Origin of the sequence: Aeromicrobium sp. 50.2.37, assembly GCF_024655735.1 — a bacterium.
GTDB lineage: Bacteria > Actinomycetota > Actinomycetes > Propionibacteriales > Nocardioidaceae > Aeromicrobium.
In genome coordinates this window covers 107,043-131,124 of the sequence record NZ_JANLGG010000006.1, presented here as the reverse complement: position 1 = coordinate 131,124, position 24,082 = coordinate 107,043, and the positions used below count along the sequence as shown (strand labels likewise).

The following is a 24,082-nucleotide window of genomic DNA, read 5'->3' as shown; positions in this document are numbered from 1 at the left end:
GCGGACGCAGCGGACGACGTCGCCCCCGCCTCGGCCGGGTCGGGCTGCTCGTCGCCCTGGTCGCGGGTCTCGCGGTGCTGGCCGGCGGGCTGTGGTCGTCGCGCACGCTGCTCGAGGACACCGCACCGCCGACGCGACTCGCGGCGCAGACCCTGTCGCCCACGAGCGTCGAGCTCACCTGGGCGTCCACCGACGAGGTCGACGAGTACGTCGTCCACGTCGGCAGTGACCGCGCCCTGACCAAGGACGCCCTCAAGGTCACCTCCACCGACAAGCAGGTGCTCGTCGAGGACCTGCAGCCCACCACGCCCGGCGGTGACCGGTACTTCCGCGTCGACGCGGTCAAGGACGGCGAGGTCGTGCGGTCGCGCACCGGCCGCTTCGTGCTGCCCCCCGGCGAGATGACGAAGGTCGCGGTCGACAAGACCGGCACCACCGGCGCCCGGCTGGAGTGGAAGCCGGTCGTCAACGCCCGGCAGTACGACGTGCAGGTCGCCACCGACAAGGACTTCGGCGAGCTGGTCCAGTCCGTGCGCACCGTGGGCAGCGAGCCCGAGCTGGTCACGGACGCGCTCGAGCCCGGTCGCCCGTACTGGTTCCGGGCGCGACCGGTCAACGGCGACGTCGTCGGCGAGTTCGGCGCCGCGGTCGCCACCGAGACGCTTCCCGAGGACGTGCGGTTCAACGTCGGCACCTGGAACGTGTGCTCGGAGAAGTGCAAGGGCTACGCCGGACGGGCCCGGCAGATGGCCGCCTTCCTCAACGCCGAGAAGCTCGACCTGTTCGTCCTGCAGGAAGCGGGAGGCAAGCGGGTCGGCGCCACCACCAACGCGATCTTCAGCGGCGGCGAGCGCGGCTTCCAGCGGGCGACGGGTGGCGCCAAGGCGCGCTACATCTTCTACCGTCCGGCCCTGTTCACCCAGGAGAGCGGCGGCTTCTTCCCCGTCGGCCACGGTCGGCACGCCACGTGGGCCCGGTTCACGGTCAAGGAGACCGGCCGTCAGTTCTTCGTCGTCGACGTGCACCTCGAGAACGGTCACGGCAACGACGGCAAGCGGCGCAGCGAGATGAACACGCTGGTCTCGCGCATGCGGTCGATCAACGACGGCGGCCTGCCGATCGTCTACGCCGGCGACTTCAACTCCGGTCGCCACCGCGGTGCCGACTCCCCCGGCGCGATCATGCGTGGGATCGGCCAGCGCGACACCGTCGACGTCGCGAAGAAGGTCGAGAACCGCGAGTTCAACACGGGGCACACCTTCTCCACGCGTCCCCTGCGCTCCGGCGCCCACGTCGACCACATCTTCGCCTCCGAGGAGTTCGCGGTGCTCGCCTGGAAGCAGCTCGTGCGGATGTCGGGCAGCAGCTACGCGTCGCCGGTGCTGACGGACCACAACGCCCTGCGAGCCACGCTGTCGCTCGAGGGCAAGAAGGTCGACGTCGGCGAGCCGACGCCGGTCGTCGACGTCCCACCGGTCGACGACGTACCGTCGCCGGGCTGAGTCCACCGCCACGGCAGGAGACCCGAACCGCATGAGCCCCGATCCCCTGGGACCGGCCGACCTGGCCGACCTGCACGTCATCATCCCCGCCGGGGGCGCCGGCACCCGGCTCTGGCCCCTCTCGCGCGCCGGCCGGCCCAAGTTCCTGCTCGACCTCACCGGATCCGGTCGCACGCTCCTGCAGCAGACGTGGGACCGCGTGACGCAGCTCGTGCCGCCGGAGCGCGTGCACGTGGTCACCGGACCCCGCCACGCCGACGCAGTGCGCGAGCAGCTGCCCGAGCTGACGAGCATCTTCGTGGAGCCCTCCCCGCGCGACTCGATGCCGGCCATCGGTCTGGCCACGGCCGTCGTCCACCAGGACCACCCCGGCGCCGTGGTCGCGTCCTTCGCCGCCGACCACGTGATCTCCGGGGCCGACCGCTTCGCCGACGCGGTCGTCCAGGCGGTGCGCACCGCCCGCGACGGCCACGTCACCACCATCGGCATCGCCCCGCGGTCACCGTCCACGGCCTTCGGCTACGTGGAGTCCGGAGCACCCCTGGGCGTCGAGGGCGCCCCGAGTGCGCGGACCGTCGTGCGCTTCGTCGAGAAGCCGGACGAGGAGACGGCGAAGGCCTACCTGCGCGCCGGGACGTTCAGCTGGAACGCGGGCATGTTCGTCACGCGCGCCGACGTGCTCCTCGACCACCTGGCTCGCCTTCAGCCCACCCTGCACGAGGGGCTGCGGCGCATCGCCACGGCGTGGTCCGGCCCCGACCGCCAGGCGGTGCTCGAGCAGGTCTGGCCCACCCTCACCAAGATCGCGATCGACCACGCCGTCGCCGAGCCGGTCTCCCTCACCGGGGGCATCGCGACCGTCCCCGGACGCTTCGGCTGGGACGACATCGGCGACTTCGCCGCCCTCCACGACCTCGGGCACGACCAGACGCCCTCGCCCGACGGCGACCACACCCTCTGGATCGATGCCGACGGGCTGGTGCGCGCCCGACCGGGCGTCACGGTCGCGGTCGTCGGCATCCCCGGCGCCGTGGTGGTGCAGACCGACGACGCCCTGCTCGTGACCACGCTCGAGCACGCCCAGCGCGTCAAGGAGGTCCCGGCCGCGCTGTCGGCCGTCGGGCGCGGCGACCTGGTCTGAGTCCCCCGGCGTCCGCGTCGGTGCGGGTGGGCCTTCGTCCTGCGGCTGCGTCGCTGTGGCTCAGAGTCGGGTCGGCCTCCGAAAGGGCCTCGACCGGAGCAGGGGGGTCTCGGCCCGGGTGGGGTTCGCGGGGCGCGGTTGGGTTCTCGCTCGCGGCTGCGTCGCTGTGGCTCCGAGTCGGGTCAGCCTCCGAAAGGGCCTCGACCGGAGCGGTGGGACTCAGCTCGGTTGGGTCTGCGGGGCGCGGCCACGATTCTCCAACTGCGCGGGATCCACGCACGATTCTCCCTTCGCGTGGACCGTTCCTCGCGAAGGAAGCACCGTGGCGACGACTTGGGCCCCGTACGGGCAGGGATTCTCCCTCTCCGTGGAACGGTCCGCGCAAAGGGAGAATCCCTACCCCACTCAACGCGCGACTCTCCCCTGCGGACGCAGGATTCTGCCTTCACGTGCATCAGCCCAAACGATGCTGCGTTCACGACCGGATCCCGTAGCGAACGCAGCATCCTTCGCCCCCTCACGCACGAACGCAGAACCTTGCGTCCCCCGAGCCACGCTCCGAGAGCCCACCCGAGCCCGGACCCCTCCGCCGGTCGAGGCCCTTTCGGAGAACGACCCGACTCGCAGCCACAGCGACGCAGCCGCAGGAGAAGACCCACCCGGAGCAACGCAGCAGCAACCGAAGGCCCACTCCGAGCAACGCAGCCGCAGGGGCAGGCCCACCCGAAGAGACGCAGCAGAAGGGCTGAATCCCAGCCGGTCAGACCAGCCCGGATTAGACCAGCCCGGTCAGACCAGGTCAGTCAGCTCGGCGGGCGGCAGGTCGGGTGCGGGCGTGTAGGCCTGCGCCACCTCGCCGGTGCCCACTGCGTGCAGCACGCCGTCGGACTCGTCGGCGAAGAGGGCCTCGCCGCGGGCGAGCTTCTCCCGCTCGCCGATCTCGTTGACGACCTCCACGTCGCCCCCGAGGCAGACCACGATCCGCCGACCGTCGTCGGGCAGGCGTGCACCGTCGGGCTCGGCCGACGAGCACTGCGTGATCGACAGCGCGAACTCGCGCAGGCCGGGGCTGTAGACGTCGGTGGAGAAGCCGAACTGGTCGGCCTCGACGCGCGCCAGGCGCGACATGCCGCGGTCGAGGCACCGCACCAGGCCCTGGGGGTCGAGGTGCTTGCCGGTGAGTCCGCCGCGCAGCACGTTGTCGGAGGACACCATGACCTCCACGCACAGCCCGCTCAGGTGCGCGTGGATGATGCCGGCACCGAGGTAGGCCGCCTCGCCGGGTTGTAGCGTGAGCCGGTTGAGCAGCAGCGACATCACGACACCGACGTCGCCCGGGTGGTGCTCGCCGACGAGGACCGCGGTGGCATAGGCACGCTTGATGTCGATGCCGCGCTGCTCCGCGTCACGACAGGCCGCCACGACCTCGGCGACCTCCTCGGCCGACGGCGGATCGGTCAGCAGGTCCTCGACGACGCGCACGATGCCGAGGAACCCGGGCTGACGGCGCAGGCTCTCGACGAGGTCCTGGACCCGCGGGACGTCGATGGCGGCCAGCACGCGCAGGATCTCGGCCGTGGGCCGGAAGCCGACGAGGGTGTCGAACGCCGTGAGCGCATAGACCATCTCCGGCTTGGGATGGGGGTCCTTGTAGACGCGGTGAGGTGCGTCGAGCGGGACGCCCGCCGCCTCCTCGGCCCGATAGCCCTCCTGGGCCATCACGGCGTTGGGGTGCACCTGGATGGAGAGCGGCCGGTCCGCGGCGAGGATCTTCAGCATGAAGGGCAGCTCGCCCGCGACCTCGCGCAACGAGACCGGACCCTTCGCGCCCTGCACGCGCGACGGGTTGAGCGCGTGCGTGCCCATCCAGATCTCGGCCACCGGACCTCCGGCCGGCGGCACTCCGAGGAAACGAGGGATCGCCTCGGGCGAGCCCCAGTCGTAGTCGCGATCAGGATTCTCGAGTCGTCGCATCTCGTCCTCTCGGAGGGCCGTGGCCGTCGTCAGCCCTTGGGGTGGCGAGGCTTGCGGTACTTGTCCTTGCCGCCCTTGCCGGGCGGTCCACCCTTCGAGCGGTAGCCGCCCGCACGGTCCTCGCGTCCGCCTCCGTGGCTGCGTCCCTGCGGCCCGCCGTCGCGCTTCAGGTCGATCCGCCGGCCGGAGATCCGGGTGTCCGAGAGCGCCTCGAAGACCGCGTCCGGCAGGTCCTGCGGCAGCTCGACGACGGCGTGGTCGACGCCGATCGTGATCTTCCCGAAGTCGGCGCGCCGCAGCCCTCCCTCGTTGGCCAGCGCGCCCACGATCATCGAGGGCGAGACCTTGTGGCGCTTGCCCACCGCGATCCGGTACGGCGTCCAGCCGTCCTTCGACGGACGCGGTCCGCGGTCGCTCGTGTCGCGAGCCGGACGCTCGGGGCGCTCGCGCCGCGCCGCCTTGGGCGGGTCGGGGCGGAGGAAGAACTCCTTGTCGTCGGTGCTCATGACGGCCAGGGCGGCGGCGACGTCGAGCATCTCGACGTCGTGCTCGCGCACGTAGTCCTCGACGAGGCCGCGGAACGCGTGGAACTGGGGCGAGCCCATGCTGTCGGTGATGGCCTGGGCGAACTTGGCCGTCCGACGGGCGTTCACCTCGTCGACGCTCGGCACGCCCGTCTCCTCGACGGCTCGACCCGAGACCTTCTCGATGGCCGACAGCAGACGACGCTCCCGCGGGGTGACGAACAGGATCGCCTCGCCGCTGCGTCCGGCGCGCCCGGTGCGCCCGACGCGGTGCACGTAGGCCTCGGGGTCGTGCGGGATGTCGTAGTTGACCACGTGGGTGATGCGGTCGACGTCGAGCCCGCGGGCCGCGACGTCGGTGGCGACCAGGATGTCGAGCGCGCCCGACTTCAGGGCGTTGACCGTGCGCTCACGCTGGGCCTGGGCGAGGTCGCCGTTGATCGCGGCGGCCGAGAAGCCGCGCGTCCGCAGGCGCTCGGCCAGCTCCTCGGTGGCCGACTTGGTGCGGACGAAGATGATCATCCCGTCGCCGCTCTCGACCTCCAGCAGGCGCGTGAGCGCGTCGAGCTTCGCGTGGTGCGAGACCGGGATCCAGCGCTGGCGCACGGTGCTCGTGGAGGAGCGCGCCTGCGGCGTGGCGATGTCGGCCGGGTCGTGGAGGTAGCGCTTGGCCAGGCGTCGGATCGCCGGCGGCATCGTGGCCGAGAACAGCGCCACCTGCTTGTACTCGGGGGTGTCGGCGAGGATGCGCTCCACGTCCTCGGCGAAGCCCATCGCCAGCATCTCGTCGGCCTCGTCGAGGACGAGGTGGTCGAGACCGGTGAGGTCGAGGCTGCCGCGGTCGAGGTGGTCCATCACGCGCCCGGGCGTGCCGACGACGACGTGGGCACCGCGCTCGAGGCCCGCGAGCTGGGCGCCGTAGCCCTGGCCGCCGTACACGGGCAGCACCCGGATCCGCCGGCCCTTGGGCGTGTAGGACGTCATGGCCTCGCACACCTGGAGCGCGAGCTCACGGGTGGGGGCCAGCACCAGCGCCTGGGTGGAGGCGCGGTCGGGGTCGATCTTCTGCAGGATCGGCAGGGCGAACGCCGCCGTCTTGCCGGTACCGGTCTGGGCGAGCCCGACCACGTCACGACCGGCGAGGAGCGCCGGCACGGCCGCCTCCTGGATCGGGGTGGGGGTCTCGTAGCCCAGCCGCTCGAGGACCTGCACGAGCTCGTCGTCGAGACCGAGGTCGGCGAACGGCCGAGCCGGCGCCGCCGGACGGTCGGGGGACGCGTCGGCCACCGTGTCGTCGGGGCTGCTCCCGGTGGGGCCGGTGCCGTCGGGGGCAGGCTCGCCGGGGACGGTGTCGTCGGGGGTCGCGGGCGCGGGTACGTCGTCGTTCATGGGACTCCTGGTGCTGACTGCGAGACGGGGGAACCCCGTCGTGACGCAGGGTGCAAGCGATAGTGTTCCGTACCGGTGCCCCCGAGACCAATCCCGGCGACCCGGTCAGGACGCTCAGCAGGCCCGCCCATCCCCCAGCCAGCAAGGAGACGGTGCGCGATGCCGACGCCGACCGCCCGCCGTTCCCTCGGCTCACGGTGGATCCTGGTCGTGGTCCTCGGCGTGCTGGGGGCGGTGGCCGGCCAGCTCCTCGTGTCCGGCATCACACCGCGCTACGAGGCCTCGGCCGAGGTCCTCGTCGAGGCGCCCGTCGGCACGGACGAGGTGCCCGGCCGTGCACTCTCGGCGAGGACGCTCGAGTCGTACGGCGAGATCCTCGGTGGACCGGCCCTCGTGGGCCGGGCCGGCGAGGCGCTCGGCTCCACGCCGATCCCCCGCGACGACGTCACCTCCGGCGTGGTCGGCGACAGCACGATCCTGAGGGTCACGGTGCGCGACGACAGCCTGGCCGACGCCCGCGAGGCCGCCGGACAGATCGCCGAGGAGTTCACCACCTGGCTTGCCACGAAGCAGGAGGACCTCGACGCCGCACAGCGCGAGACCACGCTCGTGATCGACCCGGGCTCGGGCTCCGCCTCGCCCGTGGAGCCGACGCGGTGGCCCTACCTGGTCGGTGGACTGCTCGTGGGCCTCCTGATCGGTCTGGCCATCGCACGGTGGCGCCAGTCGACCGACCGCGGCATCACCACCACCGACGACCTCGAGGCGGCCACCGGCTCGCCCGTGCTGGGCGCGATCGCGCACGACCGGGCCGCGCACGACTCGCCCCTGCTCACCTCGCTTTCCCCCCAGCACCCCCGCGCCGAGGCCGTGCGCATCCTGCGCACCAACCTGCAGTTCGTCGACGTCGACCACGACCGCACCGTCGTGGCCGTCACCAGCGCCGTCGAGGCCGAGGGCAAGACGACCACCGCCTGCAACCTCGCCATCGCCCTCGCGCAGTCGGGCCTGCGGGTCGCCTTGGTCGAGGGCGACCTGCGCCGTCCGCAGCTCGCGGAGTCGTTCGGCCTGGAGAGCACCGTCGGCCTGACGACGGTGCTGGTGGGGCGCGTCGACCTCGACGAGGCCATGCAGGAGACCGAGGTCCCCGGGCTCGACGTGCTCGCGAGCGGCGCCCGTCCGCCGAACCCCGCCGAGATCGTGCAGACCGGAGCCATGGAGCGCCTCGTCGCCGACCTGCGCCAGCGCTACGACGTCGTGCTCATCGACGCGCCTCCCCTCCTGCCGGTCGCCGACGCCGCGATCCTGTCGCTGCTGGCCGACGGCGCGCTGCTCGTGGTGCGCCACGGACGCACCGGGCACGACCAGGTGCGCGCCGCGGTCGACCGGCTCGACACGGTCGGAGCGAGGCTGTTCGGCAGCGTGCTCTCCATGACGCCCCGCCGGGCCGCCGGCCGCTACGGCTACGGGTACGAGTACGACGAGAGGTCCTCGCGCCGACGTCGGCGCTGACGGCACCGCCGTCGTCAGTCGTCAGGTCGGCTGAAGCAGCGACAGCGTGCGCGCGATCGACGCCGTCGCGTCGTCGATCAGGTCGGCGGTGCTGCGGTGCACCGCCGGTGAGCGCCGGAAGGGGTCCGGCACGTCGGCGCGCGCCGGGCCGGTGCTGCGGCGGCGTGCTGCGTCGGCGACGAGGTCGGGCAGGCGCGTCGCCTCGTGCCCCTCGACGAGCGCGGCGAACTCGAGCAGCGTGAAGGTCTTGCGCAGCGCACCGGGATCGAGCTCGAGCACCGCGGACCGGTGCTCCTTGGTGGCGGTCAGCACGAGGTCGGCGCCCCGGACGTGGTGCACCTGCAGCGGCTGCGAACGGAAGTCGGAGCCGTCGATCCCGAGCCGGGCGAGCTCGAGGCGCACCATGCTGTCGACCGGGGCGTCGCGCCAGCCCATCACCCCGGCGCTGGCGACCTCGAAGGTGGACGTGTCGAGCCGTTCCTTCAGGAGCAGCTCCATGAGGGGCGAGCGACACACGTTCGCCGTGCACACGGCGAGGATGCTCCACCGGCTGCGCTCGGGACGGGCGCCCACCTCAGGGGCCCGACCGGGGTCGGACGTGCAGACCCACCTCGGGGTCGACCACGGGTTCCTGTCCGGCGGCCACGCCGTCGACGACCAGCGCGGCGTCGACCGGGACCGAGCGCTTGACGAGAGCCAGACCGATCGGACCGAGCTCGTGGTGCAGGGCGCGCGACCCGAGCACCCCCACGGCCTTGCCCGGCTCGTCGGAGCGCTCGACGGCGCTGCCGGGTACGGGCAGCCGGTCGGGCGAGCCGTCGAGATGCAGCAGGACGAGCCGCCGCGGCGGCCGACCCAGGTTGTGCACGCGGGCGACGGTCTCCTGGCCGCGGTAGCAGCCCTTGTCGAGGTGGACGGCCCGCTCGAGCAGCCCGACCTCGTTGGGGATCGTGCGGTCGTCGGTGTCGACGCCGAAGCGCGGCGTGCCCGACGCGATGCGCAGGGCCTCCCAGGCCCACGTGCCCGCTGGGCGCCCGTACCGATGGGGCCACGAGGCCACCGTGTCGCGCGGCTCGATGGCCCATCGTGCGCCACCGCCGTCCTGCTGGGCGGCGTGCAGGCCCACGACGGCGTGGGTCGCGGTGACGTCGGCGACCTCGACCCGCGTCATGAACCGCATGCGGTCCAGGAAGGTGACGAGTGCCGCGCCGGCGCCGGGCTCGGTGTGCGCCCAGAAGGTGGTGCCGTCGTCGACGCCCTCGAACGCGTGCTCGATGCGGCCCTGCGGGGTGAGCACGAGTCCCTCGGTGGGCTGCCCGGGCTCGAGCCGCTCGAGGTGCTGGGTCGTGAGCGAGTGCAGCCAGGTGAGCCGGTCGGGGCCGGTGACGGTCAGCACGTCCCGGTGCGAGAGGTCGACGAAGCCGTCCCCCTTCTCGAGCCGACGTTGCTCGACGGTGAGCTCGCCGTAGTGGGCCGCGACGCCGTGGTCGGGACGGTCGGCCTCGACGGCACCCTCGAGGTCGAGCAGCGGGCTGCGGCGCCGCGCCGGTGCGAGGTCGTCCGCTGCGGCGGGCTCGGGCTGCGGCTCAGACACGGGCGAGCTTCCCCCAGAGGTGGGACTGCATGGTCTGGCCCTCGGCCGCCTTGTCGATCGCGTACATCAGCGAGCCGTCGACCAGGCCGTACATGCGCTGGCCGGCGGTGTACTCCGCGGCCGACTGGGTGCGGGCGACGATGTCGGTCGCGAGCGTGATGCGGGGGCCCTCGGCGACGCCGTACCAGACCTCGGCGTACCCGGTGGGGTGCGCGAGGACCAGCTCGACGTTGATGCCCTTGCCGCCCTCCACGAGACCAGCGGGCCTGAGGAAGCCGGTCTCGAGGTCACCGGGGCCGATCCGCTCGCCGGACTCGTCGGTGACCCACGACCGGCTGAAGTAGTGCAGGAACGGCCGGGTGTCGTGGGCGAGCACGACGTCCTGCTCGAAGGAGTAGGGCTCGATGGTCGGGTAGTCACCGCGCCCGTTGCCGTGCCAGGTACCGAGCAACCAGGCCAGGGGCGCGACGTCGGGGTGGAGGTCGGCGGGGATCTCGAAGGCCATGGGGTCCATCGTATCGACGCGCGCTAACCTGCCGACGTGCGTGCGGTCGTCCAGCGGGTGAGCGAGGCCTCGGTCGTCGTCGACGGCGAGGTCGTCGGCTCCGTGGGCGGCCCCGACGCCGGCGCCGACCACCTGCTCGTGCTGCTCGGCATCACCCACGACGACACCGTGCAGAAGGCCGACGCGCTCGCGCGGAAGGTGCACGGCCTGCGCATCCTGCACGAGGAGGTCTCGGTCGCCGACACCGGCGGCTCGGTCCTCGTCGTCAGCCAGTTCACGCTCTACGGCGACGCCCGGAAGGGACGGCGTCCCACGTGGACGGCAGCCGCACCGGGCGCCGTGGCCGAGCCGCTGTACGCCGAGTTCTGTGCCGCGCTGCGGGCCCTGGGCACGACGGTCCCCACCGGCGTCTTCGGTGCCGACATGCAGGTCCGCTCGGTCAACGACGGCCCGTTCACCGTCCTGCTCGAGCTGTAGCGCCGGCGCATTCTGACCGTCCTTTCAGGTGAAGGACGTAGGATTCTCGAATCGGCGTCGGCGAACATGCCCCGGCGCCGTCGTCCTGACCTCACCAGAACATCGAACGGGAGTGCCATGTCGCGTCGCGAGAAGCGCGCGCGCCGCGAACTCAAGGGCAAGCGTCGCGCCGGCGGCATCCCCTTCCACCGCCGGCACCGCAAGCTGGTCGTGGGTGTCGTGGGCGCCCTCGTCCTCGTCCTCGGCACGGGCACCGCGTACGCCTACTACCTCAACGCCCAGCTGGGCAACGTCGGACGGGTCGAGACCAAGCTGAAGGAAGCCGACCGCCCCGATCCCGACAAGGGCAAGGCGCTCAACATCCTGCTGCTGGGCTCCGACAAGGGCAAGAAGGTCGAGGGCGCCGAGGACACGACGCTGGCCGAGGACGCTGCCTCCGGGTCGTGGCCGGCCGGTAAGTACCGCAGCGACACGTTGATGATCGCGCACATCACGTCGGACCGGAAGAAGGTCTACCTCGTCTCGATCCCGCGTGACACCTACACCGACATCTACGACGAGACCGGCGCCAAGCAGTCCACGCAGAAGATCAACGACGCCTTCGCCGAGTACGGCCCGAACGGCGCGATCTCCACCGTCGAGAACCTCACCGACCTGCGCATGCGGCACCTCGCGATCATCGACTGGGACGGCTTCAAGAGCCTCTCCAAGGCCGTCGGCGGCGTGCCCGTCTACATCCCTCGGGCGTTCTACGACCCCAAGCAGAAGGTCCAGTGGGAGGCCGGTGAGCAGACTCTCGAGGGCAAGAAGGCCCTCGCCTACGTGCGCACGCGCTACGGCCTGCTCCGCGGCGACTTCGACCGCATCGCCCGCCAGCAGAACTTCCTACGGTCGCTCATGAAGAAGATGCTCGCGCGCGACACCATGAGCAACCCCATCAAGCTGACCCGCACGCTGACCGCGGTCACCAAGAACCTCACCGTCGACGCCGGCTGGGACCCGGGCGACATGCGTGCGCTCGCGCTCTCGCTGCGCGGCACCGGGTCCGACGACGTCACGTTCCTCACGGCACCGGTGGCCACCACCGAGACCATCCCGGTCGTCGGCAGCATCGTCCGGCTCGACGAGGCCAAGAACACCGAGCTGTTCACCGCGCTCCGCGAGGACCGGATGGACGAGTACCTGGAGAAGTATCCCGACGACCAGCTCGCCGACGAGGACCAGATCGGCTGACGCAGGCTCAGCCGCAGGCCGAGCGGACCCGGACGTCGTTCGCGCCGGCCTCGATGCCGGGCGTGGTCGTGAGCACCGCGTCGCTCGTCTGCCCCTCGCCGGTGCGCAGCTGGACCTCCAGGTCGACCGACTCCCCGGGTCGCAGGGTCACGGGGACGACGGTCACCCGACGGTCGCCGATCCGACCGCCCGACGGCGTCCGCTCGGTGTCGCCCAACCGCACCCGCTCGAGCACGCCGCCGGCCGGTGCCACGACGCGCACGGAGAGCCGCTGGTCCCCCGGCCGCAGTCCCGGGAGCTCGAGCCCGGTGATGGAGATCGGGAGCGCGGTGTCGGGCACCGTGGAGGTGAGCGTGGTGCGCAGGCTGAGCACCTGCGCCCGCTCGTCCACGCACCGCACGGAGCGCAGCGTGGACGACGTGTCGAGGTAGTACTGCAGCTTCGATCCCAAGCTGTCGTCCACGTACACGCCCACGTGGGCCCGGTCCCGCGTCTGCGCGAGCGCACCGGCGACGCCCGTGGACCGGATGCGGCGCTGCTCGGACTCGTCGGCCGACCACACGAGGACCCGGTTGTCGACGCTGGCCTGCACGAGGGCCTCGAGCACGGGCTGCGTGGCGCCCTGCCCGTCCACGAACGCGTCGAAGATGCGGCGGGCGGCGTCCTCGAACACCGCGTCCTGCCCGAGCAGGTCGGTGGCGTAGCGCCGGTAGACGCCGTTGAGCAGCTCGTCGACGGCGTTCTCGGCCGTGAGCCGGGTGCCGTCCTCGAGCGTCACCGGCCCGAGGCCCTGCAGGAGGTAGCCCAGCGTCACCGGGTCGACGGACACCACGCCGTCGAAGCGCGTGTCGAGCTCCTCGGCCACGAGGGAGCTCGCGAAGGCCGCCGCCTCGGGGAAGTCCGGCACGGACGTGGTGTTGCGCAGGTCCGTCGCCGCGGTCACCGGCACGGCACCGAGCTGGTCGTCCGGCACGGTGAGGCGCGGCCTGCCGTTCGGTGGCACGTCGATGGCCGAGCCCTGCGCGCGCATGCGGACCTTCCCGCGATCGGCCTCGATGACGGCGAACGATCCCGGGATGCCGCCGAGGGAGCGGATCTCGGCGTTGTTCTGGATGAGCAGCAGGTAGCGGCGGCGCTCGCTCCCGCCCAGCATGTCCGGCAGCAGCGTGGCTGCGGTGTCCGCGATGCGGGCCGCCGACGCAGCGCCGGTCAGGGAGCCCTGCAGGCGGCGGACCGGCGCCTGCAGCCGGCCCACGACCTTCTGCGGCTCGATCTCGCCGACGTCACGTGCAGCGCGCTCGAGGGCCTCGCGCGGGCCGGCCAGGCGCGGTGCCACGGCCTCGAGGTTCGCGATGTCGACCCGGCCGTCGCGCGGCGAGAACGCGTCGAGCCCCACCTGGGCGGTGACGTCGACGATGGTGGGCACCGCCTCCACGGCGACCCGGTCCACCTCGCGCGCGACCACGCGCACGGCGTCGACGTCGTCACCGACGATCGGGACGTGGGAGAACACGGCCCACAGCGGACCGTCGGTCGAGGCGTGCGCCCGACCTGCGGCGTCGGTCAGGACCGCCGACGTCTGCCGCGCACCGTCCGCGTCCCCCTGCGCCACCTGGGCCAGGAGCAGCTGGGACTGGTCACTCGCCCGCGACAGCAGGATCGCTGCGCGCACCCCCTGCCAGGCCAGGACCACGACGCAGACCGTGAGCACCGCTCCCGTCAGGGCCAGACCCAGCCGGACCCACCCTGCTCGGTCGTACCGCTCGGGCAGGAAGCGTGGCGACGCCACGACGGGTCAGCTGCTGCGGCGGCGTTGGACCACGGCGCCGATGCCTGCGAGCACGAGCAGCGCGCCGAGCACCAGCAGCCAGAAGTCGGTGCCACCGGTGCCGGGCAGGATGCCGGCGGCGTCGCCGGCGTCGGCATCCGCATCGGCCGCGGCGTCGCCGTCGTCGCCACCGACGGCGACGAGCACGTCGGCGCTCACGGCGCCGAGCTCGCCGCACGTCGCGACGACCTGGGTGGTGCGGGTGCTGGTGACGTTCGGTGCCGTGAAGGTCGCGACGAGCTTCATCGTGTCGTCCTCGCTGAAGGACTGGTCCTCGTAGCTGGCCGTGATGATCGTGGGCTGGTCGGACGTGACCGTCGCGGTGAACGTCTCACCTGGCGCGACGCGCGTCTTCGACAGCTGGAGGTCGCAGACCGTGGGCGGGTACGGCGACTCCGTGGGGACCGGCAGGTCGACCGCCGACGCCGGGGAGATCGGGCCGACGAGGGCGAACGCGGCCAGCGCGGAGGCGACCAGGGCCGCAGCAATCTTCTTCATGACACTCCCAGGCGGTGACGGAACCCACGCGCACGCAGCCCCGTGGAGCAGCGTGCTCGACTCAAGAACGACGCTCGGTGCCCGAAGGTCACGCCGAGGACGCGAGAAACCCCGGACCGACGGGTCCGGGGTCTCTCGGGTCGTGCCGTGACGCGTGGCTCAGGCGTGCACGGGCACCCGGTCGATGTCGACGACCACGTCGGCGACCACGCCCACCGCGGCCGCCACCGCGAGGTCGACGGCCTCCGAGCGCGGCGCGAGCGTGCGCAGCGTCCACTCGCCCGGGCCCGCGAAGAAGCGGAACTGGCCGGTGGCCGAGGTCGGGACCTCGGCGGTGAACTCGCCGGTGCGGTCGAGCAGACGCACGTAGGCGTTCCCGACCGGCTCGTCACCGCGGACGACGACGCCCTGGATGACGGCCTGGTTCGCGACGTCGACACCCTCGAGGCTGGGTCCGCCCTTGATCGCTCCGCACATGTCAGGCCTCCCCGCGCTCGTCGCCGATGGCCACGGGGACGCCCCGCAGCGAGCCGTACTCGCTCCACGAGCCGTCGTAGTTCTTGACGTTCGGGTAGCCGAGGATCTCGTTGAGCACGAACCACGTGTGCGAGCTGCGCTCACCGATGCGGCAGTAGGCGATGGTGTCCTTGCCCTCGTCGAGGCCGACCTGGGCGTAGAGCTCCTTGAGCTCCTCGTCCTTCTTGAAGGTGCCGTCGTCGTTGGCGGCCTTGCTCCACGGGACGTTGCCGGCCGTGGGGATGTGACCGGCGATCTGCGCGGCCTCCTGCGGCAGGTGCGCCGGCGCGAGCAGGCGCCCGGCGTACTCGTCGGGGCTGCGGACGTCGATGAGGTTCTTCGTGCCGATCGCGTCGATGACCTCGTCGCGGTACGCACGCACGGCCTCGTTCGGCTCCTGGGCGGTGTACGTCGTGGCCGGACGGTCCGGGACGTCGGCGCTCAGCTCACGGCTGTCGAGCTCCCACTTCTTGCGGCCACCGTCGAGCAGACGGAGGTTCTCGTGGCCGTAGTAGGTCAGGTACCAGTAGGCGTACGCGGCGAACCAGTTGTTGTTGCCGCCGTAGAACACGACGGTGTCGTCGTTGGCGACACCCTTCCTCGAGAGCAGCTCCTCGAGCTTCTCCTTGGAGATGAAGTCGTGGCGCACGCCGTCCTGGAGGTCCTTCTTCCAGTCCAGCTTGATGGCGCCGGGGATGTGGCCCTTGTCGTAGGCCTCGGCGTCCTCGTCGACCTCGATGAGGACGACCTTGGGGTCGTCGAGGTGCTCCTCGACCCAGTCTGCGGTGACGAGCGCGGTGTCGCGGCTCATGGTGATACCTCCGTGTGTTGACCCACTGGGCGTGGGGATGGGGCTGAGTGGTCGGGGTGGGTGGCGGTCAGGCGGGCTGGCGCGACGCGGTGGCGCGGCGCGCGAGCAGGTAGAGCTCGCAGCCGAGGCAGAAGCCGACGGCAGCGTTGAGGAGCGCGGCCACGAGGGCGAGGGCCGTGGCCGCGTAGCCCACGGCGTCCGCCCCGGAGACGAAGCCCACGAGGGCGACGGCCACGAACGCGAGGCCGACCGTCTGCGCGAACCGCGGAGGGCGGGCGTCCTCGGGCTCGGCCGGCGGGCCGATGCGCGGTCGGACGAGCCGCGCGAAGGCGATCGCGTACGGCGAACGGTGCAGGTGACCGCTCGCGCCGATCGCGAACACGATGCCCTGCGCGACGAGCAGGACGACGGCGGCCGAGGTCGGCAGGACCAGGGCCAGCGCCAGCACGACCGACGTGATCACCGCCGCGAAGCGCTGGCCGCGCGGATCCACGTGCGTGGGACGTGACATGAGGAACTCCTGGAGGAGGGTGGCGCGCGCGACCGCAGGGGTCGACGTCGGCCGGGACAGGTCGGCTCGTGACCGCGGGGCGTGGCTCGCGCGGTCGATCAGCGAGGACGACAGAGCGCGGAGCGCGTGCGGCAGTGGTCCACCGCAAGGCGCCGCGTCAGGTTCGTCGAGCCGGTCATGGGACCAGCGTAGGCCGCTGGCGGCTGCGACCCCGCATTCTGTCTCGTATGACGGACAGCCGTCTCGCATGATGGACGACTCTGTCGCCGGACCCCCGCTCGCCGGTGGCGAGGCGGCTCAGGCGTCGAGGACCGCCAGCACCTGGTCCCGACGCGGAAGACCCGACGCACGGCTCAGCACCACGCCGTCGGCGTCGACGACGAGCACGGTGGGCGTGCGCAGGATGTTCAGGCGTCGGACCAGCTCGAGGTGCGACTCCGCGTCGACCTCCACGTGCGCGACGTCGGCCCGGGTCGACACGACGTCGGTGAGCAAGGCCCGGGTGGCACGGCACGGGCTGCAGAAGGCGCTGGAGAACTGGACCAGCGTGAGCCGGTCGCCCAGCGCCGCTCCGATCTCGTCGGCCGTGACGCGTGGGGCGTCGGCGGGGACGCCCGACCCTCCGGGCTCGACCGGGTCGTCCGTGCGCTCCGTGGCGGCCGCGGGACGGCTGGTGAACCGGCCGTTGCGCCGCTGCATCACGAGGGCGAGCAGGGCCGTGGCCACGAGGGCGGCGACGAGGACGAGGGCACCGGTCACCACCCCAGGCTACGTGGACGGCCCACGTCCGGATCAGACCACGAGGACGGCGAGCTGGGCGCCCAGGTGAGCCACCGGACCCGCCAGGGCCACCGACAGCGCCGCCGGGAACACCCACAGCTCGGGCCCCGACGTCGTCCCTCCGGCGGTCCAGGCACGGCCGACCACCTGGCCCAGCAGCGCGCACAGCGCCGCGCCCGCACCGACGGCCGTGCCGAGCACCCACGTGCCGGGCCCGTCGACGACCAGGGGGACGGCCGCCCCCGCAGCTGCCCCGGCCAGGACCGCCACCGACGCGAGCACGACGCGGTCGCCCTGCACGGCCCAGACGAGCACGGCGACCGACAGCCCGACACCGGCCATGAGGACCACGTCGGTCGCCAAGGACGCCCGCGCCGCGGCCACCCAGCCCGCCGCGAGGGTGGCCAGGACACCGAGGGTCACGGTCTCGGCCGTGGCGCGCACCAGGTTCCCACGACCGTCACGGCGCAGCATCTGGGTGAGCCACGCGAGGGCGACCACGACCGCCACCCCGGCGAGGACGCCCGCGAGGACGCCGGACGACAGGAGCGCGTCACGGGCCGCCTTCGTGCCGGAGGTGCCGGCGAGCAGGCTCGGGTCGAGGGCCAGCCCGGTGGCCACCAGGCTGCCGGCCGCGACCGGCACGAACGAGCCCGAACGGACTCCCTCCAACCCGGCCGAGGCCGGGGCCGCGGCCACCAGGACCTGGACGAGCAGCACCCCGACGGCGACCAGCCACAGCTCACCCGTGGTCACGGCGAGAGCGAGCAGCCCCGCGAGCGCGGTCGACAGCAGCGACGACACGAGGCGGGGCATCTGTGCATGATGCCAAACCGGACGGCGCCCCGCGGCCGGTTCAGCCACCGGCGAAGGGGGGCAGGAACTCGACCAGCGACCCCGGCTCGAGCACCACGTCGGCGTGGTCGCGACCCCCGACCGGAACCTCCCCGACGAGCACGGAGCAGATGCCCAGGACGTCGGCGAAGCGCCGGTCCCCCGGCCGTCGTCGCACGACGGCGGCCTCGACCTCGGCCAACGTGGCGCCGACGACGGTCTCCGTCTCGACGCCCGCAGCGGCGCGCGCGGCGGCCCAGTAGCGCACCGTGACACCGTCACGGCCGCTCGTCGCGGTGGGTGTGACGTCGTTCTCTTCCGCGACACCTTCTGGTGATTCGTCCGACACATGCACTATTCTCGACCATGCGACGAGGCCACGGTGACACCACCTGGCCTCTTGTCATAACCAGCACCACCAGCACGCACGCAGCACCAGCAACAGCACAGAAGCAGTGACGCAGGCGGTCCCCTCGGGGTGACGCTCCGGACCGGTACCACTTGCGAGCGGCGGGCACCGCGCCCGCGGCGGAACGACGGAGGGACCTCGTGTCGCACCTCTTGCTCCTGACCAAGAGCACCCAGTCCTCGGTGGAGGTGCTGCCCGCGCTCGCGCTGCTGCCCCACCACGTCAAGATCCTGCCCGCCGAGGCGAGCGCCCTCATCGACGCGCCACCCTCCGACGCGGTCCTCGTCGACGGTCGCCACGACCTCGCCCAGGTGCGCAGCCTCACCCGGGTCATCCGCACGACCGGCATCGAGTGCCCGCTCGTGCTGATCCTCACCGAGGGCGGCCTCGCGGTCGCGGCCTCGGACTGGGGCATGGACGACGTCATCCTCACCACGGCGGGGCCCGCCGAGCTGGAGGCGCGCCTCCGGCTCGCCATGGGGCGCGTGGCAGCCGGCCAGGACGGCGACGACGACTCCCACCTCATCGCCTCCAGCGGCCTGGTCGTCGACGAGGCCACCTACACCGCCAAGCTCGAGAACCGCACGCTCGACCTCACCTTCAAGGAGTTCGAGCTGCTCAAGTTCCTCGCCCAGCACCCCGGGCGGGTGTTCACCCGCCAGCAGCTGCTGCAGGAGGTGTGGGGCTACGACTACTTCGGCGGCACGCGCACGGTCGACGTCCACGTGCGTCGACTCCGCGCCAAGCTGGGCACCGAGCACGAGACGCTCATCGGCACCGTGCGCAACGTCGGCTACCGCTTCGTCGCCACGACGCCGGAGACCGACGAGCGACCGGCGTCGGCGGCCACCAGGGTGCCGGGACCGGGCGCACGCGCCTGATGCGTCCTCCGCACGCGTCGAGGGGGTAGCTCGATGACCGAGCGCATCGGCGCCCGCGACCTGGTCGAGCTCGTCCTCGACCCCGGGTCGCACGAGTCCTGGGACGAGCCGATCGACGTCTCGGACTACTCCCCCGAGTACCGCGCCGCGGTCGAGAAGGCCGCAGCACGGGCCGGGACCGACGAGTCCGTGATCACCGGGCGTGGTCTCGTCAAGGGACGGCCCGTGGCCTTCGTGCTGAACGAGTTCGGCTTCCTCGCCGGGTCGATCGGCCGGGCCGCCGCGCAGCGCATCACGAGTGCCGTCCGCCGGGCCACGGCCGAGGGCCTGCCCCTGCTCGCCTCCACGGCCTCGGGCGGGACCCGCATGCAGGAGGGCACGCCCGCGTTCGTGCACATGGTCGACATCTCCCGCGCGATCATGGACCACCGCGCGGCGGGTCTGCCCTACCTGGTGCACCTGCGGCACCCCACCACCGGCGGCGTGTTCGCCTCGTGGGGCTCCCTCGGGCACGTCACGGTGGCCGAGTCCGGCGCCCTGGTCGGGTTCCTCGGGCCGAAGGTCTACGAGCTGCTGGAGGGTCGGCCGTTCCCGGCCGGCGTCCAGGTCAGCGAGAACCTCGCCGAGCGGGGCATCATCGACGAGGTGGTGCTGCACGACGAGCTGCCGATGGTCGTCGACCGCGCTCTCGGCATCCTGGTGGACGCGCCGACGGAGTCCACGCGGGACCGCCGCCCGGGTCGTGAGCCCGGCGCCGGACGTCGCCTGAGCACGTGGGAGTCCATCGAGCTCACCCGCGGCGAGGGACGCGCCGGGGTGCGCCACCTGCTCCGGCACGGCAGCGACGCCACCGTCCGGCTGCAGGGCACGGACGAGGGCGAGCGCGACAGCGCGATGCTCGTGTCCCTGGCGCGCCTGGACGGGGTCCCGTGCGTCGTGGTCGGCCAGGACCGCACCACCCAGACACCCGCCAACCCCATGGGGCCGGCGGCACTGCGCGAGGCGCGGCGCGGCATGCGGCTGGCCCAGGAGCTGGGCCTGCCGCTCGTGTCCGTCATCGACACGCCGGGCGCCGAGCTCTCCCCCGAGGCCGAGGAAGGGGCGATCGCCGGCGAGATCGCCCGCTGCATCGCCTCGATGTCGACCCTCACCGTCCCGTCGGTGTCGGTGCTGCTGGGCCAGGGCTGCGGTGGCGGCGCGCTCGCGCTGCTGCCGGCCGACGTCGTGGTGGCCACCGAGAACGCGTGGTTGTCGCCCCTGCCGCCCGAGGGTGCGAGCGCGATCGTGCACGGCGACGTCGACCACGCGCCCGAGATGGCCGAGCAGCAGCGGGTCTCGGCGCTCGACCTGCACGAGCTCGGCACCGTGCACCACGTGGTGCCGGAGCCGGTCGGCGACACCCCGGAGGCGCTCGCGAGCGCGGTGGCGGCCGAGGTGGGCCACCAGCTGCGCCGGCTCGCCGACCTGCACCACGGCTGACCCCCGACGCGCACGGGACCCGGCGCGCCGCCGGGTCCCGCACCGCACGTCATCATGGAGGCATGAGCCTGTCCGACCTCGCCCGTGCCGCCACCGCCGTCGACGGCGTGGAGCCGCTCAACGAGGCGACCCGCATCGCGCTGCGCGAGGACGACGAGCCGCGCGTGCTCCTGGAGCGCGACGCGGTGGCGGCCGCAGTCGCCTTCTCCGACGCCCCCGCCGAGCTGGTCGTGCACCCCGACCACCGCCGCCAGGGCGTCGGCCGGGCGCTCCTCGACGAGCTGGTCGACCTCGGGGAACGTCGGCTCTGGGCGCACGGTGACCTGCCCGCGGCGCAGGCACTGGCCGCGGCGGCCGGGTTCACGCCCGAGCGCACGCTGCTGGTCCTGCGTCTCGAGCTCGGCGAGCACGCCCCGCAGGAGCAGGCGGTGGAGGGCCTCACGCTGCGGACCTTCCGCCCGGAGGACACCGACGCGGTCGTCGCGGTGAACGGGCGCGCGTTCGCCCACCACCCCGAGCAGGGTGCGATGGACCGCGCCGACTTCGAGCGGCGCGCCGCCGAGCCGTGGTTCGACCCCGCGGGCCTGTTCGTCGCGGAGGACGAGCAGGGCAAGATCGTCGGCTTCCACTGGACCAAGGTCGAGGGGGACATCGGTGAGGTCTACGTCGTGGGGGTCGACCCGACCGCGCACGGTCGCGGGCTCGGCACCGCCCTCACCGCGCACGGCCTGCGCCACCTGCACGAACGTGGTCTGCGGACGGTCGACCTGTACGTCGAGGGCGACAACGCCGCCGCCCTCACCGTCTACCGTCGGCTCGGGTTCGTCGAGCACGCGCGCGACACGCTCTACGCCCTCGCGTGAGCCGCGCCGACGTCAGCTGAGACCGCGCTGCAGCGCGGCGGCGGCCCGACGCATGGCCCGCGGCGCGGAACGCCCGATGCCCACCATGTTCGCGAAGCCGTGGATGAGCCCGCGCTCCTCCACGTGCTCCACCGTCACGCCGGCCGCCCGCAGGTGCTCCACGTAGGCGGTGCCCTCGTCGCGCAGCGGGTCGAAGCCCGCCGTCACGACGTACGCGGGCGCCGCTCCGGTGGCGTCCTGGCGCAGCGGGGACAGACGCGCGTCGGCGCGGTCCTCGTCGCCGGCGAGGTAGCTGTCGGAGCACAGGTCCATGAAGGCCTTCGTGAGCAGGTACCCCTCGCCGAGCGCCGTCCGGCTGGGGAGCTCCTCCACGAAGTCGGTGGCCGGGTAGATCAGCAGCTGGAAGGCCGGGGCGACCACGTCGTCGGTGCGGGCGGCGTGCTGCGCGACGAGGGCCGAGAGGTTGCCGCCGGCGCTGTCGCCACCCACGGCGATGGCGGACGGCTCGATCCCGAGGCCGGTGGCGTGCTCGGTGACCCAGCGCCATGCCGCCCACGCGTCCTCGAACCCGGCCGGGAACTGCGCCTCCGGTGCGAGGCGGTAGTCGACGGAGACGACCCGCACCTGCGCCTCCTCGGCCAGGAACCGGCAGACGGCGTCGTAGGCGTCGAGGTCGCCGTAGACCCATCCGCCGCCGTGCAGGTACACGAGCGCCGGCGACCGGCCGCTGAGTCCTCGGGGCGTGTAGAAGCGCAGGGCCAGCGGTCCGCCGGGGCCGTCGATGGTGCGGTCGGTGACCGCGCCGATCGGCTGGGCGCCCCCGAGCATCTGGAAGGCCTCGGTGTACATGCGACGGCCGCGGGTGATCGACAGGGTCTCCACGGCGGGCCCCTGCAGGCCCATGATCCGCAGGAGGAGCTGCATCTCGGGGTCGAGCGTGCGCCCGTCGACGGTGCGGGGCCGACCGGCGAGCCGCCTGATCACCGGCGTGGGGAGGGAGAAGAGGCCCTGGGCGCCCTTGGCCTGCACCAGCGCCAGCAGCTTCGTCGTCGACACCATGCGCGCAACATAGCGCAGTTCCCGCCGACGTCCTGATCGCATCGAGGAACCCCGCCCTGACCACATGTCGGCGTACTGCTACTTCCTTTGAAGTCGGCGTACTGCTACATTTGACCGTGTCGGAGTACTCCAACATCTAAGGTCGCCCATGATCATCATCACTCCCGCAGATCTCGGCACACTCGTGCGGAACGGACGCCTCGAGCGCGGCGAGACACAGGTCGCCGTGGCGCGCCGCGCAGCGATCTCCCGCGACTCCCTCATCCGTATCGAGCAGGGCCACCCCCGCGTCGAGCTCGGGAAGGCCCTGGCCGTCGTGGAGGCGCTGGGCATCACCCTCGGCACGACCGATGACGGGGGCTCGCCCGCCGCGGACGGGAGCTCTGACGCTCTCCTGGACCAGGTCTTCGAGAACCTGACACAGGAGGAATGACCGTGCCCGAGCTTCTCGACGTCTACCTCGACGGTCTCCTCGCCGGGCACCTGCGCCAGGACGGCAACGGCCGCGTCGACTTCGCCTACACCGACGCGTACCGATCCGGCGGGGATCCCACTCCGCTGTCGCTCGCCATCGGACTCGGAGCCATCCGGCAGAAGCCCAGCCACGTGAAGAACTGGTTCGACGGCCTCCTCCCGGACAACGCCGGCGTTCGCGAGCAGTGGGCCCGTGAGCACCAGGTCTCGGCCCGCAACCCGTTGGCCCTGCTCCGTCACGTCGGGCGCGACGCGGCTGGCGCCGTCCAGGTCGTCCCGCACGACGAAGCCGCCGACGACGCAGCGGCGAGGACCGGTGACGTCGAGTGGCTGACCGACGACGACGTGGCGACCCTGCTCCACGGCCTGCGGACCGGCCGAGACGACTGGGGCCGAGAGATCCAGCACGGTCGCTGGAGCCTGGCGGGAGCCCAGAACAAGATCGCGTTGCACCGGGACGGGGATCGGTGGGGGATCCCCCGTGACTCCACACCGACCACCCACATCCTGAAGGCCTCCATCGGCGGGTACGACCTGCACGACGTCAACGAGTACGCGTGCCAGAGGGCGGCCAGGTCACTGGGACTCGCCGCTGCCACCACCGACCTCCTCACCCACCAGGAGGAGCGCGCCGTCGTCTCGGTCCGCTACGACCGGTTTCGCGATACTCGCACCCGCGCCTGGCTCCGCGTCCACCAGGAGGACCTCTGCCAGGCGCTCGGTCTCGCACCGACCTCGAAGTACCAGAGCGACGGGGGACCCAGCGTCGCTCGGCTCGGGACCGTGCTCCAGCAGATCCGCGGTTCTCAGCGCCGGGAGGACGCGCGCCGCACGTTCTTCGACTACCTGTGCTTCAACGTGATCATCGGAGCCACCGACGCCCACGCGAAGAACTTCTCGATCCTGCACGTGGGATCGGCGTCGCGGCTGGCGCCGCTGTACGACGTCGCGTCGTACCTGCCGTACCTCACGGGCCGCATCGCCTCCGACGGTCTGCGCACCGAGCTCCCTCGCAGTGCTCTGAGGATCGGGTCCACCTACGACCTGCCCTCCATCGGAGCGCGTGACATCGCCCAGTGCGCCCGCACGCTCGCGCTGGGCGCGGACGAGGGCGTCGAGCGCTTCCGCGACCTCGCCGAGCGCTCACCGGCAGCGTTCGAGCAGGTCGCCGCCGATCTCGCCGACGACGACCATGCGAGGTTCGTCAGTGATCTCGCCGCCCGCATCGAGTCGCACGTCGCCGGTCGCTGGCGCGACGGACTGCTGCACTGACTAGACACATGTCGTC

General features: G+C 72.5%; 24 protein-coding genes. 10 read left to right on the top strand and 14 right to left on the bottom strand.

Translation table 11 applies throughout. From position 1 onward, the window contains the following. Both NUV38_RS05160 and NUV38_RS05155 read left to right on the top strand, forming a co-directional pair. Window positions 1–1,502 (top strand): endonuclease/exonuclease/phosphatase family protein (locus NUV38_RS05160; protein WP_257728090.1); only part of this gene is annotated, 1,502 nt, incomplete at its 5' end. 31 nt (window positions 1,503–1,533) lie between these two features. Then, a complete protein-coding gene (locus NUV38_RS05155; protein ID WP_257728089.1) occupies window positions 1,534–2,643 on the top strand; it encodes a mannose-1-phosphate guanylyltransferase in 1,110 nt (369 codons plus the stop codon). Between the two features lie 789 nt (window positions 2,644–3,432). On the opposite strand, the gene manA is transcribed toward NUV38_RS05155, so the two are convergent. Together manA and NUV38_RS05145 are read right to left on the bottom strand one after the other, a co-directional pair. Continuing rightward, a complete protein-coding gene (manA, locus tag NUV38_RS05150; protein WP_257728088.1) occupies window positions 3,433–4,617 on the bottom strand; it encodes a mannose-6-phosphate isomerase, class I in 1,185 nt (394 codons plus the stop codon). 29 nt (window positions 4,618–4,646) lie between these two features. After that, window positions 4,647–6,530 (bottom strand): DEAD/DEAH box helicase, encoded by a 1,884-nt coding sequence (locus NUV38_RS05145; RefSeq protein WP_257728087.1) that lies wholly within the window; start codon window positions 6,528–6,530, stop codon window positions 4,647–4,649. Window positions 6,531–6,689: 159 nt separating this feature from the next. Here NUV38_RS05145 and NUV38_RS05140 point away from each other — a divergent pair, with 159 nt between their 5' ends. Beyond that, on the top strand, window positions 6,690–8,042 hold the full coding sequence (locus tag NUV38_RS05140) for a CpsD/CapB family tyrosine-protein kinase (RefSeq protein ID WP_257728086.1): 1,353 nt from the start codon (window positions 6,690–6,692) through the stop codon (window positions 8,040–8,042). A gap of 21 nt (window positions 8,043–8,063) precedes the next feature. Here the strand turns inward: NUV38_RS05140 and NUV38_RS05135 are convergent, their stop codons facing one another. From NUV38_RS05135 to NUV38_RS05125, 3 genes are read right to left on the bottom strand one after another with little or no spacing between them, the layout of a single operon-like run. Then, window positions 8,064–8,573: a hypothetical protein gene (locus NUV38_RS05135; protein WP_257728085.1), complete on the bottom strand. Its 510-nt coding sequence runs from the start codon at window positions 8,571–8,573 to the stop codon at window positions 8,064–8,066. 43 nt (window positions 8,574–8,616) lie between these two features. Further along, window positions 8,617–9,636: a folate-binding protein YgfZ gene (locus NUV38_RS05130; RefSeq protein ID WP_257728084.1), complete on the bottom strand. Its 1,020-nt coding sequence runs from the start codon at window positions 9,634–9,636 to the stop codon at window positions 8,617–8,619. Beyond that, window positions 9,629–10,141, bottom strand: coding sequence for an FABP family protein (locus NUV38_RS05125; RefSeq protein WP_056553017.1), 513 nt, complete (start codon window positions 10,139–10,141; stop codon window positions 9,629–9,631). The genes NUV38_RS05130 and NUV38_RS05125 overlap by 8 nt, the downstream gene beginning before the upstream one ends. A gap of 36 nt (window positions 10,142–10,177) precedes the next feature. Here NUV38_RS05125 and dtd point away from each other — a divergent pair, with 36 nt between their 5' ends. Together dtd and NUV38_RS05115 are read left to right on the top strand one after the other, a co-directional pair. Continuing rightward, a complete protein-coding gene (gene dtd, locus NUV38_RS05120) occupies window positions 10,178–10,618 on the top strand; it encodes a D-aminoacyl-tRNA deacylase (protein WP_257728083.1) in 441 nt (146 codons plus the stop codon). Window positions 10,619–10,735: 117 nt separating this feature from the next. After that, window positions 10,736–11,851: an LCP family protein gene (locus NUV38_RS05115; RefSeq protein ID WP_257728082.1), complete on the top strand. Its 1,116-nt coding sequence runs from the start codon at window positions 10,736–10,738 to the stop codon at window positions 11,849–11,851. 7 nt (window positions 11,852–11,858) lie between these two features. Here the strand turns inward: NUV38_RS05115 and NUV38_RS05110 are convergent, their stop codons facing one another. The 8 genes from NUV38_RS05110 to NUV38_RS05075 form a co-directional block, all read right to left on the bottom strand. Next, a complete protein-coding gene (locus NUV38_RS05110) occupies window positions 11,859–13,640 on the bottom strand; it encodes a DUF4012 domain-containing protein (protein WP_257728081.1) in 1,782 nt (593 codons plus the stop codon). Window positions 13,641–13,646: 6 nt separating this feature from the next. Further along, window positions 13,647–14,177: an LPXTG cell wall anchor domain-containing protein gene (locus NUV38_RS05105; RefSeq protein WP_257728080.1), complete on the bottom strand. Its 531-nt coding sequence runs from the start codon at window positions 14,175–14,177 to the stop codon at window positions 13,647–13,649. 159 nt (window positions 14,178–14,336) lie between these two features. Further along, a complete protein-coding gene (locus tag NUV38_RS05100; protein WP_257728079.1) occupies window positions 14,337–14,654 on the bottom strand; it encodes a DUF1416 domain-containing protein in 318 nt (105 codons plus the stop codon). A gap of 1 nt (window position 14,655) precedes the next feature. Then, window positions 14,656–15,504 carry a sulfurtransferase gene (locus tag NUV38_RS05095; RefSeq protein ID WP_257728078.1) on the bottom strand — a complete coding sequence of 283 codons (849 nt, stop codon included), beginning with the start codon at window positions 15,502–15,504 and terminating at the stop codon, window positions 14,656–14,658. 67 nt (window positions 15,505–15,571) lie between these two features. Further along, window positions 15,572–16,015 (bottom strand): DUF4395 domain-containing protein, encoded by a 444-nt coding sequence (locus NUV38_RS05090; protein WP_257728077.1) that lies wholly within the window; start codon window positions 16,013–16,015, stop codon window positions 15,572–15,574. Window positions 16,016–16,312: 297 nt separating this feature from the next. Next, window positions 16,313–16,774, bottom strand: coding sequence for a thioredoxin family protein (locus tag NUV38_RS05085; RefSeq protein WP_257728076.1), 462 nt, complete (start codon window positions 16,772–16,774; stop codon window positions 16,313–16,315). Between the two features lie 33 nt (window positions 16,775–16,807). Beyond that, window positions 16,808–17,611 (bottom strand): hypothetical protein, encoded by an 804-nt coding sequence (locus tag NUV38_RS05080; RefSeq protein ID WP_257728075.1) that lies wholly within the window; start codon window positions 17,609–17,611, stop codon window positions 16,808–16,810. A gap of 40 nt (window positions 17,612–17,651) precedes the next feature. After that, window positions 17,652–17,897, bottom strand: coding sequence for a MoaD/ThiS family protein (locus NUV38_RS05075; RefSeq protein WP_257728074.1), 246 nt, complete (start codon window positions 17,895–17,897; stop codon window positions 17,652–17,654). 281 nt (window positions 17,898–18,178) lie between these two features. Between NUV38_RS05075 and NUV38_RS05070 the strand changes: the two genes are divergently transcribed. The 3 genes from NUV38_RS05070 (at window position 18,179) to mshD (ending at window position 21,261) form a co-directional block, all read left to right on the top strand. Then, entirely contained in the window at window positions 18,179–18,919 is a 741-nt protein-coding gene (locus NUV38_RS05070) for a response regulator transcription factor (protein ID WP_257728073.1), read from the top strand. Between the two features lie 33 nt (window positions 18,920–18,952). Next, the gene (locus NUV38_RS05065; protein WP_257728072.1) at window positions 18,953–20,398 is read left to right on the top strand and encodes an acetyl-CoA carboxylase carboxyltransferase subunit alpha/beta; all 1,446 of its coding nucleotides are present in this window, start codon (window positions 18,953–18,955) and stop codon (window positions 20,396–20,398) included. 62 nt (window positions 20,399–20,460) lie between these two features. Beyond that, complete coding sequence (gene mshD, locus NUV38_RS05060) at window positions 20,461–21,261, top strand: mycothiol synthase (protein ID WP_257728071.1); 801 nt, start codon at window positions 20,461–20,463, stop codon at window positions 21,259–21,261. Window positions 21,262–21,273: 12 nt separating this feature from the next. On the opposite strand, the gene NUV38_RS05055 is transcribed toward mshD, so the two are convergent. After that, entirely contained in the window at window positions 21,274–22,320 is a 1,047-nt protein-coding gene (locus NUV38_RS05055; RefSeq protein WP_257728070.1) for an alpha/beta hydrolase, read from the bottom strand. A gap of 148 nt (window positions 22,321–22,468) precedes the next feature. On the opposite strand from NUV38_RS05055, the gene NUV38_RS05050 reads away from it, so the two are divergent. Both NUV38_RS05050 and NUV38_RS05045 read left to right on the top strand, forming a co-directional pair. After that, window positions 22,469–22,753, top strand: a complete 285-nt coding sequence (locus NUV38_RS05050) for a helix-turn-helix transcriptional regulator (protein WP_257728069.1) — start codon at window positions 22,469–22,471, stop codon at window positions 22,751–22,753. A gap of 2 nt (window positions 22,754–22,755) precedes the next feature. Then, window positions 22,756–24,066 (top strand): HipA domain-containing protein, encoded by a 1,311-nt coding sequence (locus NUV38_RS05045; RefSeq protein ID WP_257728068.1) that lies wholly within the window; start codon window positions 22,756–22,758, stop codon window positions 24,064–24,066. The last annotated feature ends 16 nt before the right edge of the window (window positions 24,067–24,082 follow it).